We start from the raw sequence: 15,789 nt of genomic DNA on the forward strand, positions 1-15,789 counted from the left end.
GGTTTACTGGAAGCTGAAGGCCCCGCTCTCGCTTTGGTAGGTGAGGGTGGATTTGCCGGCGTTGCTCAGCGTGCTGGTGACGACGAAATCATTGGTGTTGTTGGTGTAGGCAATGCTGCAAGCGGTAACCGATGAAGGCTTGGGGCCGAAATTGCTCGTGCAGGTTTGGACCGATGGGTCCAGTGCGCCGGTCAGCGGGTCCCGGGTGGCTTCGAGCTGGGTGGCCACGCTGCGCACATACACCTGGGCGCCGGTTAGGTTGGCCCTTTGGCGGGCCGCCAGGACATTGGTGAGCAGAACCGCCGCCAACAACGCGATGATCGCAATGACGATGAGCAACTCGATCAGGGTGAAGCCATGTTTGCTCATAGCCGGGTTCTTTTTAGAGCAAGGGAGGTGAGGCTTGGCTGCCCCACCTCCCAGGAAAGGCCTGCGGTTTACTTGAAGCTGAAGGCCCCGTTCTGGCTTTGGTAGGTGATGGTGGATTTGCCGGCGTTGCTCAAGCTGCTCGCGGTGATGGTGAAGTCGTTGTTGTTGTTGGTAAAGGTAATGGTGCAGCTGCCAGGAGTGATTGCAGCCGGGACAGCAGCCCCGGGGTTGGCCAGAGCGCAGGTGTTCATGCCAGTGGGCAGAGCGCCGGTGGAGGGGTCACGCTGGGCCTCCAACTGGGTGGCTACGTTGCGCACGTAGGCCTGGGCGGCGGTCAGGTTGGCCCGCTGGCGAGCCGAGAGCAGGTTGGGAATCAGCACCGCGGCCAGGATGGCGATGATGGCGATCACGATCAACAGCTCGATCAGGGTAAAGCCTTGCTTCTTCATGGTTCTCCTTGGGCTCCGCGCGAGATGATTTATATGGGCGCGGTATTGCGGTAGTGCTAAAGAGGGCTTCGGGCCGGTTTGCCTATGGTGGGGCCGGGCTCTTCCCGACCTCCGAGGATGAGTATAGCCTGGGGACTTCAGGGGCGATGCGGCAAATAACCCAACTTGGGGCCTCCGGCGTTACAGCGTCTTAATCTTCGGTCACGGGTGTAAGTTATGCCCTCCAGGAAGGCGGTTTGACATGGCCTCAGGCCTGGCTAGACTGAGGACATGAGCCTCGCTAAGGTCTTGAAGCCGGTGAGCTTCGAGGAGTACCTGGCCTTTGAGGAGAAGGCCCAGACCAAGCACGAGCTGGTGGACGGGATCCTCTACGCGATGGCGGGGGCCAGCGACCGGCACAATCGGGTGCTCATGAACATCGCCGGGCATCTTTGGCAGGCTGCGCGGAAAGGGCCGTGCCGGGTGTATGCAAACGACATGAAGCTCAAGGTAGACCGGCTTACCGGCTACTACCCCGATGTGATGGTGGTCTGCGACCCAGATGACAACGAGACCTATTACAAAAAGTCTCCGTGCCTGATTGTGGAGGTGCTCTCCAAAGGCACCGAAGGCTCCGACCGGCGCGAAAAGCTGCACAAGTATCGGAAGATGGCCAGCCTCAAAGCGTACATCCTGGTGGACTCGCTCTCGCGCAGGGTCGAGGGCTACTACCGCGAGGGCAAGCGGTGGCTCTACCTGGATGTGGCGGGGGAGGGCCGCTTCCCGGTGCCCTGCCCAGAGATGGAGCTCAGCCTAGACGAAGTGTATGAGGGCTTGGAGGTGCCGCTCGAGCGCCCCGATCCCGAGTTTCAGGCTTGACAACCCCCAGCAGGGCCGCTAACATTACCTTTGCTGTTTGCGGGGCTGTGGCGCAGTTGGGAGCGCGTCTGAATGGCATTCAGAAGGTCAGGGGTTCGAATCCCCTCAGCTCCACCACCTCATAAAAACTCCGGTGCAAGCCGGGGTTTTTCTCTTTGGGCTTGAAGGATCTCCCGGCAGCCGCTATAGTGGTCAGTTGGCTGGGTTGAAAGGCCCGAGCCGCTGGTTTCGATTGCTATAGCATCCCCAGCGGCGACCCTTACGGAGTGATTATGTTTGCGATCATCAAAACAGGTGGAAAGCAGTACCGCGCCGAGGCTGGGGCCAAGCTGCGGGTGGAGAAGCTCGAGGCCAACCCCGGCGAGACCGTGGAGTTCGATGCCCTGATGCTGGGCGGAGAAAAAACGGTCTGGGGTACCCCCACGGTTCCTGGGGCCAAGGTGGTGGCCGAGGTGCTGGGGCAGGGCAAGGGCAAGAAGGTCATCGTGGCCAAGTTCAAGGCCAAGATCCACTACCGCCGTAAGAAGGGCCACCGTCAGCCCTACACCGAAATTTTGGTCAAGGAGATCCGCGCCTAGCCTATAGGGGGCGATTGATATGGCACATAAAAAAGGTTTAGGTTCGACCAAGAACGGGCGCGACTCTCAGTCCAAGCGGTTGGGGGTCAAGCGCTTCGAGGGGCAGCAGGTGTTGGCGGGGAATGTGTTGGTGCGCCAGCGAGGCACCAAGTTCAAGGCTGGGGAAGGGGTGGGGATGGGCCGCGACTTCACCCTGTTTGCCCTGACCGATGGAGTGGTGGCCTTTCGGGACAAGGGCCGGATGGGCCGCTATGTGACCGTGAAGGCCGCTGAGCCCGCTGCTGCCAGCGACTAATCCAGCCAAAGGCCGAAAGCCGAGGCGAGAGGCCCCTGGGCCGCGCACCTGCCTTCGGCCTTTATCTTTGAGCGTATGTTTCGCGATACCCTAGAAATTAGCGTCACCGCCGGAAATGGCGGTGACGGCAGCATTAGCTTTCGCCGGGAGCGCTACATTGCCAAAGGGGGGCCGGATGGTGGCGATGGGGGCCGAGGCGGCTCGGTAATCCTGCGGGCGCTGGGCCAGGTTGACTCGCTTTCTACCCTGTCTAAACGGGTGTACAAGGCCGAAAAGGGGGAGCATGGCCTGGGCAAGGGGATGTATGGCCGCGACGGTAAAGATCTGGTGGTAGAGGTGCCTCGAGGCACTCGAGTCTTTGACGCCGCCACCGGTGAACTGCTGGCCGACTTGATTGAAGAGGGGCAGACCTTTGTGGCCGCCCGGGGTGGGGAGGGTGGACGGGGTAACCTGCACTTCGTCACCCCCACCCGTCAGGGCCCGCGCTTTGCTGAGGCGGGTGAGCTGGGGGAAAAGCGCAGGCTACGCCTCGAGCTGATGCTTCTGGCCGATGTGGGGCTGGTGGGGTACCCCAACGCCGGTAAGAGCAGCCTGCTGGCGGCGCTGACCGCAGCCCATCCCAAGATCGCCAACTACCCCTTCACCACCCTGGCCCCGCAGCTTGGGGTGATCGAGCGGGAGGACCGGCGGATCACCATGGCCGATATCCCCGGCATCATCGAGGGGGCCGCACAGGGGAAAGGGTTGGGGCTGGAGTTCCTGCGACACATCGCCCGGACCCGGGTGCTGCTCTATGTGCTGGACGCCAGCCAGGAGCCCCGGGCGACCCTCGAGCTGCTGCGGTCTGAACTGCGCTCCTATGACCCTCAACTGCTGAGCCGCCCATCGGTGATCGCCCTCAACAAGGCCGATCTGTTGGAGCCTGGGGAACTACAGGAGCGTATCGCGGAGCTGACCGGGTTTGGCCTGCCGGTGTTGGCGGTCTCGGCCACCCAAGGCCAGGGGTTGCCCGAGCTGGTCGGGGTGTTGTTCTCATTGGTTGAGGCGGCCCCCAAACCCCGGCTCGAGGCGCCGGTGCCCCAGCCGCCCGAGGCCGACTATGTCAAGGTGACCGAGGTCGAGGAGGGGGTTTATGAGCTCGAGGCCCCTCAGCTTCAGCGCCACCTGAGCCGGCTCAAAGGCGATGTGTTCGAGGCCAGCGGCTACCTGCAGGATCTGTTCAAGCGCTACCGCATTGAGGCGGTGCTCAAAAGGCATGGGGTGCGTGCGGGGGATACCGTTCGCTTGGGGGATCAGGAGTTCGAGTATATTCCTGAGGTGGACTAGGCCCGCACAAGCTCGGGGGCTTGAGGGCCGGAATGGGGAGGATGGGCGCGATGCGACTGGGGATATTCGGCGGCTCCTTTGACCCCATTCACAACGGCCATCTGCTGGTGGCTTCGGAGGCCAGTGAAGCGCTGAGGCTGGAGCGGGTGCTGTTTATCACCACCGCTCGCCCCACCCACAAAACCCCCATCGCCCCGCCGGAGGCCCGCCATGAAATGACGGTGCTGGCCACCGCCGACGATGAGCGGCTGGTGGCCAGCCGCTTAGAGCTGGACCGCCCAGGCCCCAGCTACACGGTGGACACCCTGGAGGGACTCCATCGGGGGTGGCCCCCCCCCCTCGAGCTGTTTTTCATCACCGGGGCAGACGCCTACAACGACGTGAACACCTGGCACCAGGCCGAGCGGCTGACCGAGCTGGCTCAGCTGGTGGCGGTGACCCGTCCAGGGTATACCTACCGGATGGATCCCTTTTTCTCCAGCCGGGTGCACACCCTCGAGATCCCCGGTTTGGAAATTTCCAGCAGTATGATACGCTCCCGTTTACGAGAAGGCCAGGGCATCCGCTACCTGGTGCCCCGGTTGGTGGAGGAATACATTGTCAAACACCGTCTCTACCGCTGAGCTGTTGCAGCAGGTGCAGCAGCGGGTAAGCCCGAACCGCTTTGCGCACATCTTGCGGGTAGCGGATCTGGCCCTGGAGATTGCTCGGGCCAATGGCCTCGATGAAGAGAAAACCTACCTAGCGGCGATTCTGCACGATGCGGCCCGGGATATGAGCCCTGAGGAGCTGATCGAGCAGGCCCCTCCGGAAAACGAGGTGGAGCGCAGCCACCCGCTGGCCCTGCACGGTCGGGTCTCGAGGCGGCTGGCCGAGGGGTGGGGGGTACACGACCCAGAGGTGCTCGAGGCCATCGAGGGGCATGTGTACGGGGTGAACCCGGCCCACCAGATTGGCATGGCGGTCTATGTGGCCGACAGCAGTGAGCCGGGGCGTGGGGTTAACGAGGACATCCGCGAGCTGGCCTTGAAGGGGGCGTTGCTCGAGGCCTATCAGCGGGCCGTGGTCAGCAAGGTTACCTATCTGCAGGGGAAAGGCATCACCCCGCACCCGCGCACCGTGGAAGCCTACCGCCGGCTCAAGAATGGAACGGGTTCCCACTGAGGGCCAAGCCGGAGCAGCGACCTAAGGTTAGGCCGGTGACCTACCGGGCCTTGCCTTGGTTGGCCACGGCCTGCATTTGTTTGGCTACCTCTTCGGGGTCCCCTAGGTAGTAATGGCGCAGGGGCTCGAGGTGCGCGTTGAGCTCGTAGACCAGCGGGATGCCGGTGGGGATGTTGAGGCCCACGATCTCCTCATCGGAGATCCCATCCAGGTACTTGATGAGTGCCCGCAGGCTGTTGCCGTGAGCCACAATCAACACCCGTTTGCCCTCGCGCACCGCGGGGGCAATGGTGTCTTGCCAATAGGGCAGGAAGCGGGCCACGGTATCGGCCAGGCACTCGGTGAGGGGCAGGGTGTGGCGGTCTAGGTGGGCGTAGCGTGGGTCGTGACCTGGATAACGGGGATCCGAGGGCTCCAGGGCGGGGGGCCGGATGCTGTAGCTGCGGCGCCACTCGAGCACCTGTTGCTCGCCGTACTTGGCCGCGGTCTCGGCCTTGTTCAGCCCTTGCAGGGCCCCGTAGTGCCGCTCGTTGAGCCGCCAGGAGGGGTGTACGGGAATCCAAAGCTGATCGAGCTCCTCGAGGGTGATCCAGAGGGTTTTCAGGGCCCGCTTGAGCACCGAGGTGTAGGCCACATCGAAGGTGTATTGCCCCTCGCGCAGCAGCCGCCCGGCTTCGTGAGCCTCAGCGACCCCCCGCTCGGTTAGGTCTACGTCGGTCCAGCCGGTGAAACGGTTTTCTTGATTCCAGGTGCTTTCTCCGTGCCGCAGCAGTACGATTTTGTGCATGTCTATAGCCTCCAACCTCATATAGGGTACTACAGGCTTTTGCTCCCTCTCACACCGCGTTCACCAGAGTTCAATACTGTTGAAGCCATGAAGCGATTATCCTCGCTGCTGCTACTCGTGTGCTTTGCCTTCGCAGCGCCGATTCAAGAGGTCGAGGTGCGCGGGGCTGATCCCGTGCTCCAGGCCCTTGCCCGCATTGCCCTGCCCTTTGGGGTGGGTGACGAGCCGGGGGATCTAGCCCAGGCTAAAGCCGCGGTGCTGGCGACCGGGTATTTTAAAGACGTCAAGGTGAGCCTCGAGGGTCAAAAACTGATTGTCGAGGTAACCCCCAACCCGCCCATCGTCAAGGTCTCCACCAACTCCAAAGCCTTTCCGCCCGACGCGGTGCTCAGGTATCTCGAGACCGAGCAGGCCATCGGAGTGGGCTCGACCTTCAACGCCAAGAAAGCCACTGAGGCTGCGGATGCCCTGGCGCAGATTTACCGAAACCAGGGTTTCCCCTTCGTTCCCACCATCACCCCCGAGGCCAAGGACACCCCTCAGGGGGTGGAGCTGAACTTCAATGTGAACGAGAGCCCCGAGGTCAAAAGCGTCCAGGTGGCCAACCCCACCTATGTGCCCAAAGACAAGGTGGAAGGGCTGTTGCAGAACATTCCCGAGAACGGCAAGTTCAGCTTTGAGCGCTTCCGCAGCGCGGTACAGCAGGTCGGGGAGATCTATGCCAACGCCGGGTTTCGGGGCAGCGGGGTGGATCTGGCCAAAACGGCGCTCGAGGACGGGGTCCTCAAGGTGGCTTTTAAAGAGTTGAAGATCGCTGAGATCAACGCTCCAGACCTCAATATCAGCTCGCTGGGCCTCAAGGTGGGTGATCCCTTTAACGTAGACCAGATCCTAGACGGGGTGAACGCCCTGTCCAAGCAGATTGGCCGGGTGGTCAACTTTACCCCCGAGCCGGTCGGCGAGGATGGGGTGCGGCTGACCTTCCAGGCTGGAGCACAGCGCTACGGCACCATCAACAAGGTAGTGATCGAAGGGAATACCGCAATCCCCAGTGAACAGATCCTCTCCGTGTTACGGCTCAAGCCTGGGGACGAGTACAACCCCACCCTGGCCCAAGAAGACTTCGCCCGTATCCTGCGCCTGTACCGGGACGCGGGCTATGACCTGGTGCAGCAACCCAGTCCCAGCTTTGATAACGGAACCTATACCCAGCGGATCACTGAGCTGCACATCGCAGGCTACCGCATAGACCCACCCCTGACCCGTACCCAACCGGAGGTGGTGCTTCGTGAGCTGCCCAAACCGGGAACCCTGCTCTCGGTCCCGGCGCTGCGGCAGGGGATCTCCAACCTCTTGCGTACCGGTCTATTCTCTGAACCCCCTACCGTAACCTTCCAGGGCACCGACCAGCCTGGACAAATTACGGTGGTGCTGAGCCTCAAGGAAGCCCGAACCGGTACCTTTCAGCCGGCGATTGGCTGGAGCAGCACCACGGGCTGGGAAGGCAGCTTTGGGGTGAACGATATTAACCTCTGGGGGCTGGCCCACCAGTACAACATCACCATAGGGGCTAACCCCAACCCCACCGGACAGCTCTTCACCTTCAGCGCTTCCTACACCATACCCTGGCTCTACACCGATTTCGCCGACCTCAAGGAGGTTAAAACCTCGCTGACCTTCGGTGTTTACAGCAGCCTTAATCCCAACATTACCCTTTACGACGCCAACAACAACAACACCGGTTGGCAGTACACCGAGCGGCGCACCGGCTTCCGAATCAGCGCCAGCCGCCCTTGGTCGGCGAGCTTGCCCAAACTCCTCATAGGGGCTGGGTTTGGCTATGAGTACGTTACCGACTTCCTCCAGTCCCGCACCGATGTGCAGATCGGCCAGCCCTTCCAGGATGCGGCCCAGGCCCTCCTGCCCAATAGCTATGGCAGCTTGAGCCTTAACCTTTCGGCCACCTACTCGGATGTGGATCGGCCCGACTTCCCCACCCAGGGGTTCTCGGTGGGGGTCAGCACCGGTTATGGCCTCACCTTCCCCAGCGGAAGCGCGCCAACTCAGTACGTGCCGGTAGTGATTACGGGAAAGACCTATTTCCGCCTGGACCAGGCGGCGCGGCAGGCTATAGCGGTACGGCTTTCGCTGGGTACCATTTTGGGGACCGCCCAGGATAGCCAGAAGTTTAGCTTGGGCGGCAATAGTTCCGACATCACCACCCTGCGGGGCTATGATCCTCGCTTCCTGGACAAGGGGACCTCGCTTGTATCCGGGACGGTCGAATACGGCTATGACTTTGGCCTTAACCCCCAGGGTGGAACCAATCTCTACGGTTTTGTGTTCACTGATTTTGGCCGCATTTGGCCGGCGACGACCCAGCCGGATGCTTTCTATCTGGGGGCTGGGGTAGGGGTTCAGCTTAACCTTGACTTGCTGGGGGCGGTGCTGCCGCCGCTGCGCATAGATTATGGGTTTAGCCAGAGAAATCCCACCGGCAAACTGAGCTTGCGCTTGGGGGTCTCCTACTAGGTAGATGGGGAGCGGCTGCTTTATGGCTGCTCCAGGACCACGACGGCCAGGGCGTAGGCCCGCTCATGTGACAGCGAGAGGTGCGCACGCAAGCCCTCTAAGCGCATGTGCTGAGCGATGGCTGTGCTGAAGTTGAGCTCGGGTTTTCGTCCCCGATTTTCTACCCAAACCTCACGCCAACCGAAGCTTTGGGGCCAGACTTTTTGGAAGGCTTCCTTGGCGGCGAATCGAGCGCCCAGCGAGGGCAGCGGGTCGGTTTGGCTCAGGCAGTACTCCAGCTCTATGGGGGTAAAGTGGCGCTGCAAGAAGCGTTGGGGGTGGCGCTGCCAGACCCCGCGTAGCCGCTCCAGGGCCACAAGATCGGTTCCAATTGCGAGGATGGCCATCGGGTACGATTGTACGCTGTGGAGTTGCCCAAGCCGTTTCTAAGCCGCATGGCTGAACTGTTGGGGGCCGAGTATCCTGCGTTTAGGGCGGCGCTGGCCTCAGAGGACCGCAGCTATGGCCTGCGCACCAACACCCTCAAGCTCAGCCCAGCACAACTGCAGGAGCTCAGCCCCTGGCGGCTCGAGCCCATTCCCTGGTCCCCGGAAGGTTTTTACTATCCGGCGGAGGCCCGGCCCGGACCCCATCCCTATTACTATGCGGGGCTTTACTACATTCAAGAGCCCTCCGCTCAGGCGGTAGGGGTGCTGGCGGATCCTCAGCCGGGCGAGCGGGTGCTGGACCTGGCCGCGGCTCCGGGGGGTAAGACCACCCATCTGGCCTCGAGGATGCAGGGGCAGGGGTTGCTTGTGGCCAATGAGGTGGATCGCGGGCGGATGCCGGGGCTTTTGGAAAACCTGGAACGCTGGGGGATGGGGGTGGCGGTGGTCTCGAGCCCCCTCGAGCGGCTGGCAGCCCAGTGGGGGGCCTTTTTTGACCGGGTGTTGCTGGATGCCCCCTGTTCAGGGGAGGGGATGTTTCGCAAGGACCCCGAGGTGGTGCGCCACTGGGGGCCGGGGGCTCCGGCCCGGGCGGCTCGAGTTCAGCGCGGCCTGCTCGGGGCGGCGGGCGATCTGGTGCGCCCTGGGGGAATTTTGGTCTACTCGACCTGCACCTTCGCACCGGAAGAAAACGAACAGGTGATCGCAGCCTTCCTGCGGGGTAATCCAGGCTGGGAACTGGAGAACGCCCACCTTGACCCGTCGTTCTCCCCTGGGGTTCCCCAGTGGGGCGATGGGAACCCCGCCCTCTCCCGCACGGCCCGGCTGTGGCCGCATAAACTGCGGGGGGAAGGGCATTTTCTGGCCAGGCTACGAAAGACCGAGGGCCTAGAGAATCGCCCGCCCCTCGAGCGCCCTTCCCCGCTCCCGCGTGAGGTGGAGGCCCTTTGGCGCGCCTGGGCCACGGAGCATCTGAAAACCCCTCCTGAAGGCCCAATCTGGCAGCGCTCCGGCCACCTGTACCTTCTCCCCCAGGATCTACCCAGCCTCTCCGGCCTCAAGGCCCCGGCCCCCGGACTCTATCTGGGGGAGGCCCGCACCGGACAACACCGGGGTTCGGGGCGCTTTCTGCCGGCCAAGTCGCTGGCCCACGCGCTAAGGCCGGCAGAGGTGGGGCCGGTGGTGCGGTTGGGGGCGGAGGACCCTCGAGCCCTCAAGTTTGCCCTGGGCGAGCCGGTGGAAGCGGAAGGGGAGCCAGGCTGGGCGCTGGCGGCCCTGCAAACCGAGGTGGGGGAGTTCCCACTGGGATGGGGAAAACTCAAGGGCGGGATCCTGCGTCCAGGAAAGACCGGGCTATAAACGGATCCCTCAGCCTCAAGAGCCTTTTTCGCTGTCCTCGGCCTCGAGCCGCTTCAACAGCTCCCGCAGTTCCTCCTTGCGCCCTTCGGTTTCCTGGCTGCCGGTGGCGATCAGCAGCCGGATGACCTCCGACTTCGAGACCAGCTGCTCGGGGCTGGAAAGCTCGTAGGCCAGCTTGGTTAGGAGGGCATCCTGCTCGTCGCTAATGACCACCTGGAGCCGTTTTTTCTCTTTCTTCGGCATAAGAACCCGCGACCCTGAGTATGACCCTGCACGAATACTCAAGTGCGCTTATGCCTACACTTTAGCACGGTACGTTTGCGCTTGACAATGTGGGAGATGCTATTCATACTCAAAGTGAGTAAGATGTGTAAGACTCCAAGGATCACAGGATCTACACATTTTTTGCGGTACGCTGCACCTGGAGATGATCTCGCCGATATGGACCGAACCCTAACCATCCGTGGTGGACAGCCTTTGCAGGGGGAGCTGCGGGTGTTCCCGGCTAAGAATTCAGCCCTGAAGCTGATGGCTGCGAGCCTGCTGACCGCTGAACCGGTGACCCTCACCGAGGTCCCCCGCTTGCGGGACATCGAGGTGCTGCTCGAGCTTCTGGGCCACCTGGGCACCCGCCATGCCTGGGAAGGGCGCACCCTCCACCTGCACACCCCCGAAATCATCCGAACCGATGCCCCCTTCGAGCTGGTCAGCAAGATGCGGGCCAGCTTCAACGTGCTGGGAGCCCTGGCGGCGCGGGCGGGAGAGGGGACGGTGCCGCTGCCGGGCGGTTGCAACTTTGCTGAGCGACCGGTGGATCAGCACATCAAAGCCCTGCGCGCGCTGGGGTTTGAGGTCACCACCGAGATTACGGAGCAGGGCGTGGCTTACACTGCAAGGCGCCACAAGCCGGCCTCGGGCCGGGTGGTTTACGACCTGCCCACCCTGGGGGGCACGGAGCAGGCCCTGATGGCGGCTGCGCTGGGCGGTGAGGCGGTATTGGTCAACACCCCCCAGGAGCCGGAGATCGTGGACTTGTGCAACTTCCTAACCCAGCTGGGAGCGGAGGTCAGAGGGTGTGGCAGCAGCATCCTGCAGGTCAAGGGCAAGCCGGTGCTGGGGGGGGGCACCTACAGCGTGATCCCCGACCGGATCGAGGCCGGAACCTACCTTTTGGCGGCCGCGGCCACCCGGGGATCCGTCACCCTGACCCATGTGGAGCCTTTCCACATGGACTCCTTGCTCGACAAGCTGGCCCACTCAGGCCACAAAATTGAGACGGGGAAGGATTGGGTGCGCCTCGAGGCCACCCCCCATCCACAGCCCTTCAACGTTGAGGCTCGGGAATACCCTGGGTTTGTCACCGACCTTCAGCCGCCGGTCTCGGCCTATCTGGCTACGGTCAGCGGCACCTCGTTGGTCTCGGATCGCATCTACCCCGATCGGTTTACCCACGCCAGCGAGCTGGCCCGCATGGGGGCCGAGGTCACCCTCAAAGACCGCACCCTGATGATTCAGGGGCGTACCCTCACTGGGGCGGCCGTCGAGGCCAAGGATATTCGGGCGGGGGGGGGCTTGATCATCGCGGCCTTGGCCGCAGAGGGGGAAAGCCACATCAGCGGGATGCGCTACATCGAGCGTGGCTATGACGATATCGAGAATCGCCTGCACAGCCTGGGCGCACAGATCGGAGTTCGGGTCCCCGAACTCTCGCTGGCAGCAGACTAACCCGTTCTCAGAGGGTATCTAACCCCAGGCCCCCAGGAGCCGCCGCAGCAAGACCAACTGCCCGATGTGGTAGGCGTTGTGGTCGGCGGCAAGCAGGAACTCCCGCAGGTAGGTCTGCCCTTGGCCGTGGGGGATTGCCGCGTCGAGCTGAATTTGCGGGTCGAGGGCCAGGTGGATTATGCGCTCGAGGTCCCCCTCAAATGAATGCACACTGGCCTGCCAGGTTTGGGCATCGCCTGGACGGCTCGGCCAGTAATCCTGCGGCCAATGGGGCTCCTTGTAGTGGGGGTTGACCATGAAGTCCAAGATATCCCGCTGGGCGATGCGCAGGTGCTCGAGCAAATCCCAGGCCGAGTAGGGCAGACCCTGGGGCCGCTGGTTGACCCGCTCGAGGGGGAAACCCTCCACCGCTTGGGCGAAGGGGACGTGGGCGTTTCCGCCGCGCAGGAGTTGTTGAATCTGGGCTCTTAGGGCCGTGGTCTCCATGGTCTGGCCTCCTTGGGTGTATTTTGCGCCTAATTCCTGGGGCTGGGCTGAACCCAGCCGGTCCCGTTGGTTGAGTCTTTGGGCGGTAGCGGCTATACTTTGCTGCGCTATGGACTTAGCCACCCTGGAACACCGACTCGAGGCCCTTCGGGGGTATCTTTGACATCCCCGGTAAAGAAGCCCGCCTGAGCGAACTCGGCAGCAAAATCAACGATCCCAGCCTCTGGAATGATCCGGCCAACGCCCGCAAGCTCACCCAAGAGGCGGGCCGCTTGCGCAAGGCGGTAGAGGGATACCGCCGGCTGGAATCCGATCTGCAGGGGCTTTTGGAGCTTTGGCCGGAGATGAGCGCCGAGGAGCACGCTGAGATGCAACCGGAGCTCGAGCGGGCGGAGCGCGAGCTGGACGAACTCTACCACCAAACCCTGCTCTCGTTTCCCTATGCCGAAAATGCCGCGATCCTCACCCTCAAGCCGGGGGCTGGGGGCACCGAGGCCTGCGATTGGGCCGAGATGCTGTATCGCATGTACACCCGTTTTGCCGAGCGGCATGGCTTTAGCCTCGAGGTGATTGACCTGGAGCCGGGTGCTGAAGCCGGGATAGACTACGCCCAGTTCATCGTGCGGGGGGAGAATGCCTACGGCTTGCTCAGCGTGGAGGCTGGGGTGCATCGCCTGGTACGGCCCTCGCCGTTTAACGCTCAGGGCAAGCGCCAGACCAGCTTTGCGGCCCTCGAGGTGATGCCCGAGGTGGATGAATCGGTGGACGTGAAGATCAACCCCGAGGATTTGCGCATCGACGTGATGCGCTCGCAGGGCAAGGGTGGGCAAGGGGTCAACACCACCGACAGTGCGGTACGGGTGGTGCACCTGCCCACCGGAATTTTGGTCAAGTGTCAGGTTACCCGTAGCCAGCAGAAGAACAAAGAGATGGCCATGAACATCCTGCGCTCCAAGCTCTTCGAGATCGAGTATAAGAAAAAGCAGGAGGAGCTGGCCCGGCTGCGTGGGGAGACCCGGCCCAACGAGTGGGGCAGCCAGATCCGGAGCTACGTGCTGGACAAGCAGTACATCAAAGACCATCGCACCGGAGAGATGCGCCACGACCCCGAGAACGTGCTGGATGGGGACCTGGAAAGCCTGATCTGGGCGGGGCTGGAGTGGAAAGCCGGGCGGCGCGAGGCGGTGGCCACCGAGGACGAGGAATAGCCTTTTATAGATCAAGCCCCTCGAGCCGCTCGAGGGGCTTGGGGGTGGATGGGGTTTACTTCATCGGGGGCATCAACACGGTGTCAATCACGTGGATGACCCCGTTGCTGGCCTCGATATCGGTTTGAATCACGGTGGAGTCGCCGTTGAGCACCACCTTGCCATCCTTGACCGCAATGGTGATGTCGCTTCCCTCGAGGGTTTTGGCTTTGCTCAGCTTCACCACATCTGCGGCTTTCACGACCCCGGCCACCACGTGGTAGGTAAGTATCTTGGTGAGCTGGGCCTTATCTTTGAGCAGGGCCTCGAGGGTCGCTTTGGGAATCTTGGCGAAGGCTTCGTTGGTAGGGGCGAACACCGTGAAGGGGCCTTTCTCGGCTAGGGTTTGCTCGAGGCCGGCGGCCTTGAGGGCGGTGAGCAGGGTGCTGAACTGGGGGTTGCTGGCGACGATCTCGGCGATGGTGCGGTTGCTCATGCTCTGGGCTTGACCCCATCCAAGGGCAGCGATGGCTAGGGCTGCGAGGACCAACAGTATGCGTGGTTTCATCGGAGCTCTCCTTTACGGTCTCGAGCGGTTAGGAATGGTGAGACCATGCCCAGTGTATGCAGCCCCTTCCCGCTGCAATTAGGGGTGTCCTACACAGATTTTTCTCATACTATCTACTTTGTAGTCTAATTCCAAATTAGAACCTGAGCTGAAAGGGGGTCTCCCCTAAGCTTACCCGCAAGGCGGCTGGGAGTTTGGGTCTGGGGCTACTCGTGCCGCTTCAGTTGGCCGGGGGGTTCACCACGATCAAGGCGGTCAGGATAAAGGGGGGCAGGTTTTTCCCCGGCAAGGCCCGCCCCATCACCACCACCACGTAGGCCCCGGGTTTGGGAAAGGTGATCTTGCTCTCGAGGCGCTTCCCGGTATCGCTGAAGGTGAGCTGTACATCCGGCTTGGCTTGGGCGCTGGCCTGGCCTTGATAGGCCAGCATCCGGCAGTAGCAGTCGCTGAGGTTGAGGTTGACCCCATTGATTGAGACAAAGGTCAGGTAGGTGACGGTGGTCTTACCGGCAATGGGTTGGTCGTCGGGCTCAAACTTGACCTCTCCCGAGACCGGCCCGTTCCCGGAGAGGGGATGGGCCCACCCGAGGGCCAACACCAAGAGCAGAAGGGGAAAGCGTTGGAGTCGCATGGCTCACCGAGATGCGGCGGGGCTGGGGGGAGCGAACCGGGGGTCTTGGGTGAAGCTGCGGTCGGTAAGGGCCTTGAGGAACTCCACCAGGTCATCCACCTCGGCCTCGCTGAGCCCCAACGGGCGCATCAGCGGATCGGCGTTGAGGTTGGCCTGGCCCCCGTTGTTGTAGTGCTCCACCACCTCACGCAGGGTTTTGAATGAACCGTCATGCATGTAGGGGGCGGTCAGTTCGACGTTGCGCAGGGTGGGCACCTTGAACTTGCCCACGTCCTCGTCCTTACCGGTGATCCGGGCCAGACCGATATCCTCATATACCGTAGCCAGGGCGGTGTTGCGCAGGGAATCGTCGGTGAAGTCTTGGCCGTTGTGGCAATGGAAGCAGTCCCCGCGTTCGCTGAAAAAGAGCTGCATCCCCCGCAGGGCAGCCGGGGAGAGGGCGGTTAGATCCCCCTCTCGGTAGCGATCCCAGGGGCTGTTGGCCGAGACCAGGGTGCGCTCAAAAGCCGAGAGGGCTTTGGCGATGTTGAGCATGGTGATGCCGTCGGGAAAGACCGCTTTGAAGGCCGTTTGATATTCAGGGATGGCCCGCAGCTTGGCCTCGAGCGCGGCCGGATCCATGTTCATCTCGTTGGGATCGGTGAGGGGACCGATGGCCTGGGTCTCGAGCCGAGGGGAACCCCCTTCCCAGAAGAGCTTGTCGCGGTACCCCACATCCGCTAGGGAAGGGGCGTTGCGGGTTCCCTTTCGACCCTCCACTCCGGTGCTGACCGCATGGCCGCCATCGCTGAAGGCGTATTCCTGCTTATGGCAGGAGGCGCACGCCACGCTGTTGTCGCTGCTCAGGCGCTTGTCGTAGAAAAGCTGGCGGCCCAGCTCTACCTTGGCGATGGTCATGGGGTTGTCGTCGGGGATGGGCATCGGGGGGAAGTGGTCGGGGACTTTGACCACATAGCCGGCTGAAGCCGCCAGCGCAACCCCGGTCAGCACGATGCCCAGTAAACTCCGTTTGGCCATAGCTTCTGTCCCTCTTTGAGGGTATCAAAGGTT

The 15,789-nt window shown here is 62.4% G+C and carries 19 protein-coding genes and 1 tRNA gene; 11 read left to right on the plus strand and 9 right to left on the minus strand.

The genetic code is table 11. The annotated features are described in order from the left end of the window. Nucleotides 1–3: 3 nt before the first annotated feature. Both Mgrana_RS05525 and Mgrana_RS05530 read right to left on the minus strand, forming a co-directional pair. Nucleotides 4–369, minus strand: coding sequence for a type IV pilin protein (locus Mgrana_RS05525; protein WP_119356606.1), 366 nt, complete (start codon nt 367–369; stop codon nt 4–6). 68 nt (nt 370–437) lie between these two features. Beyond that, the gene (locus Mgrana_RS05530) at nt 438–818 is read right to left on the minus strand and encodes a prepilin-type N-terminal cleavage/methylation domain-containing protein (protein ID WP_119356607.1); all 381 of its coding nucleotides are present in this window, start codon (nt 816–818) and stop codon (nt 438–440) included. Between the two features lie 270 nt (nt 819–1,088). On the opposite strand from Mgrana_RS05530, the gene Mgrana_RS05535 reads away from it, so the two are divergent. From Mgrana_RS05535 to yqeK, 7 genes are all read left to right on the plus strand, one after another. Beyond that, nucleotides 1,089–1,676: a Uma2 family endonuclease gene (locus Mgrana_RS05535; protein ID WP_119356608.1), complete on the plus strand. Its 588-nt coding sequence runs from the start codon at nt 1,089–1,091 to the stop codon at nt 1,674–1,676. Nucleotides 1,677–1,717: 41 nt separating this feature from the next. Further along, a tRNA-Ala gene (locus Mgrana_RS05540) sits at nt 1,718–1,793 on the plus strand. Between the two features lie 155 nt (nt 1,794–1,948). Next, nucleotides 1,949–2,254 carry a 50S ribosomal protein L21 gene (gene rplU / locus Mgrana_RS05545; protein ID WP_119356609.1) on the plus strand — a complete coding sequence of 102 codons (306 nt, stop codon included), beginning with the start codon at nt 1,949–1,951 and terminating at the stop codon, nt 2,252–2,254. A 19-nt stretch (nt 2,255–2,273) separates the two neighbouring features. Beyond that, a complete protein-coding gene (gene rpmA / locus Mgrana_RS05550) occupies nt 2,274–2,549 on the plus strand; it encodes a 50S ribosomal protein L27 (RefSeq protein WP_119356610.1) in 276 nt (91 codons plus the stop codon). 75 nt (nt 2,550–2,624) lie between these two features. Further along, nucleotides 2,625–3,875, plus strand: coding sequence for a GTPase ObgE (gene obgE / locus Mgrana_RS05555; protein WP_119356611.1), 1,251 nt, complete (start codon nt 2,625–2,627; stop codon nt 3,873–3,875). A 50-nt stretch (nt 3,876–3,925) separates the two neighbouring features. Further along, entirely contained in the window at nt 3,926–4,498 is a 573-nt protein-coding gene (gene nadD, locus Mgrana_RS05560) for a nicotinate-nucleotide adenylyltransferase (protein WP_119356612.1), read from the plus strand. Next, entirely contained in the window at nt 4,473–5,039 is a 567-nt protein-coding gene (gene yqeK, locus Mgrana_RS05565) for a bis(5'-nucleosyl)-tetraphosphatase (symmetrical) YqeK (protein ID WP_119356613.1), read from the plus strand. Before nadD ends, yqeK begins: the two co-directional genes overlap by 26 nt. Nucleotides 5,040–5,079: 40 nt before the next feature. On the opposite strand, the gene gpmA is transcribed toward yqeK, so the two are convergent. Beyond that, entirely contained in the window at nt 5,080–5,826 is a 747-nt protein-coding gene (gene gpmA / locus Mgrana_RS05570) for a 2,3-diphosphoglycerate-dependent phosphoglycerate mutase (RefSeq protein ID WP_119356614.1), read from the minus strand. An 87-nt stretch (nt 5,827–5,913) separates the two neighbouring features. On the opposite strand from gpmA, the gene Mgrana_RS05575 reads away from it, so the two are divergent. Then, on the plus strand, nt 5,914–8,358 hold the full coding sequence (locus Mgrana_RS05575; protein ID WP_119356615.1) for a BamA/OMP85 family outer membrane protein: 2,445 nt from the start codon (nt 5,914–5,916) through the stop codon (nt 8,356–8,358). A 20-nt stretch (nt 8,359–8,378) separates the two neighbouring features. Here the strand turns inward: Mgrana_RS05575 and acpS are convergent, their stop codons facing one another. Further along, complete coding sequence (gene acpS / locus Mgrana_RS05580) at nt 8,379–8,744, minus strand: holo-ACP synthase (protein WP_119356616.1); 366 nt, start codon at nt 8,742–8,744, stop codon at nt 8,379–8,381. 18 nt (nt 8,745–8,762) lie between these two features. Here acpS and rsmF point away from each other — a divergent pair, with 18 nt between their 5' ends. After that, a complete protein-coding gene (gene rsmF, locus Mgrana_RS05585) occupies nt 8,763–10,142 on the plus strand; it encodes a 16S rRNA (cytosine(1407)-C(5))-methyltransferase RsmF (RefSeq protein ID WP_119356617.1) in 1,380 nt (459 codons plus the stop codon). 15 nt (nt 10,143–10,157) lie between these two features. Here the strand turns inward: rsmF and Mgrana_RS05590 are convergent, their stop codons facing one another. Continuing rightward, nucleotides 10,158–10,385 (minus strand): transcriptional regulator, encoded by a 228-nt coding sequence (locus tag Mgrana_RS05590; RefSeq protein WP_119356618.1) that lies wholly within the window; start codon nt 10,383–10,385, stop codon nt 10,158–10,160. A 198-nt stretch (nt 10,386–10,583) separates the two neighbouring features. Here Mgrana_RS05590 and murA point away from each other — a divergent pair, with 198 nt between their 5' ends. After that, on the plus strand, nt 10,584–11,867 hold the full coding sequence (gene murA / locus Mgrana_RS05595) for a UDP-N-acetylglucosamine 1-carboxyvinyltransferase (RefSeq protein WP_119356619.1): 1,284 nt from the start codon (nt 10,584–10,586) through the stop codon (nt 11,865–11,867). Nucleotides 11,868–11,885: 18 nt separating this feature from the next. Here the strand turns inward: murA and Mgrana_RS05600 are convergent, their stop codons facing one another. Next, the gene (locus Mgrana_RS05600; RefSeq protein WP_119356620.1) at nt 11,886–12,353 is read right to left on the minus strand and encodes a DinB family protein; all 468 of its coding nucleotides are present in this window, start codon (nt 12,351–12,353) and stop codon (nt 11,886–11,888) included. Nucleotides 12,354–12,462: 109 nt separating this feature from the next. Between Mgrana_RS05600 and prfB the strand changes: the two genes are divergently transcribed. Continuing rightward, a protein-coding gene (gene prfB, locus Mgrana_RS05605; protein WP_119356621.1) for a peptide chain release factor 2 occupies nt 12,463–13,561 on the plus strand; the annotation gives its coding sequence in 2 pieces (ribosomal slippage) (nt 12,463–12,513 and nt 12,515–13,561; 1,098 coding nt in all). A gap of 55 nt (nt 13,562–13,616) precedes the next feature. On the opposite strand, the gene Mgrana_RS05610 is transcribed toward prfB, so the two are convergent. From Mgrana_RS05610 to Mgrana_RS05620, 3 genes are all read right to left on the minus strand, one after another. Further along, the gene (locus Mgrana_RS05610) at nt 13,617–14,108 is read right to left on the minus strand and encodes a fasciclin domain-containing protein (protein ID WP_119356622.1); all 492 of its coding nucleotides are present in this window, start codon (nt 14,106–14,108) and stop codon (nt 13,617–13,619) included. 220 nt (nt 14,109–14,328) lie between these two features. Next, entirely contained in the window at nt 14,329–14,739 is a 411-nt protein-coding gene (locus Mgrana_RS05615; RefSeq protein ID WP_119356623.1) for a hypothetical protein, read from the minus strand. 3 nt (nt 14,740–14,742) lie between these two features. Continuing rightward, nucleotides 14,743–15,756, minus strand: a complete 1,014-nt coding sequence (locus tag Mgrana_RS05620) for a cytochrome-c peroxidase (protein ID WP_119356624.1) — start codon at nt 15,754–15,756, stop codon at nt 14,743–14,745. Nucleotides 15,757–15,789 lie beyond the last annotated feature (33 nt).

It is taken from the genome of Meiothermus granaticius NBRC 107808 (assembly GCF_003574355.1).
GTDB classification, from domain to species: domain Bacteria; phylum Deinococcota; class Deinococci; order Deinococcales; family Thermaceae; genus Meiothermus; species Meiothermus granaticius.

What these genes read in the sequence shown, in the direction of transcription:
- Mgrana_RS05590 (WP_119356618.1), bottom strand. Translation starts at nt 10,385, where the DNA reads ATGCCGAAGAAAGAGAAAAAACGGCTCCAGGTGGTCATTAGCGACGAG.
- Mgrana_RS05600 (WP_119356620.1), bottom strand. Translation starts at nt 12,353, where the DNA reads ATGGAGACCACGGCCCTAAGAGCCCAGATTCAACAACTCCTGCGCGGC.
- rpmA (WP_119356610.1), top strand. Translation starts at nt 2,274, where the DNA reads ATGGCACATAAAAAAGGTTTAGGTTCGACCAAGAACGGGCGCGACTCT.
- rplU (WP_119356609.1), top strand. Translation starts at nt 1,949, where the DNA reads ATGTTTGCGATCATCAAAACAGGTGGAAAGCAGTACCGCGCCGAGGCT.
- acpS (WP_119356616.1), bottom strand. Translation starts at nt 8,744, where the DNA reads ATGGCCATCCTCGCAATTGGAACCGATCTTGTGGCCCTGGAGCGGCTA.
- Mgrana_RS05525 (WP_119356606.1), bottom strand. Translation starts at nt 369, where the DNA reads ATGAGCAAACATGGCTTCACCCTGATCGAGTTGCTCATCGTCATTGCG.
- Mgrana_RS05620 (WP_119356624.1), bottom strand. Translation starts at nt 15,756, where the DNA reads ATGGCCAAACGGAGTTTACTGGGCATCGTGCTGACCGGGGTTGCGCTG.
- Mgrana_RS05575 (WP_119356615.1), top strand. Translation starts at nt 5,914, where the DNA reads ATGAAGCGATTATCCTCGCTGCTGCTACTCGTGTGCTTTGCCTTCGCA.
- Mgrana_RS05535 (WP_119356608.1), top strand. Translation starts at nt 1,089, where the DNA reads ATGAGCCTCGCTAAGGTCTTGAAGCCGGTGAGCTTCGAGGAGTACCTG.
- Mgrana_RS05615 (WP_119356623.1), bottom strand. Translation starts at nt 14,739, where the DNA reads ATGCGACTCCAACGCTTTCCCCTTCTGCTCTTGGTGTTGGCCCTCGGG.
- nadD (WP_119356612.1), top strand. Translation starts at nt 3,926, where the DNA reads ATGCGACTGGGGATATTCGGCGGCTCCTTTGACCCCATTCACAACGGC.
- murA (WP_119356619.1), top strand. Translation starts at nt 10,584, where the DNA reads ATGGACCGAACCCTAACCATCCGTGGTGGACAGCCTTTGCAGGGGGAG.
- Mgrana_RS05610 (WP_119356622.1), bottom strand. Translation starts at nt 14,108, where the DNA reads ATGAAACCACGCATACTGTTGGTCCTCGCAGCCCTAGCCATCGCTGCC.
- obgE (WP_119356611.1), top strand. Translation starts at nt 2,625, where the DNA reads ATGTTTCGCGATACCCTAGAAATTAGCGTCACCGCCGGAAATGGCGGT.
- Mgrana_RS05530 (WP_119356607.1), bottom strand. Translation starts at nt 818, where the DNA reads ATGAAGAAGCAAGGCTTTACCCTGATCGAGCTGTTGATCGTGATCGCC.
- gpmA (WP_119356614.1), bottom strand. Translation starts at nt 5,826, where the DNA reads ATGCACAAAATCGTACTGCTGCGGCACGGAGAAAGCACCTGGAATCAA.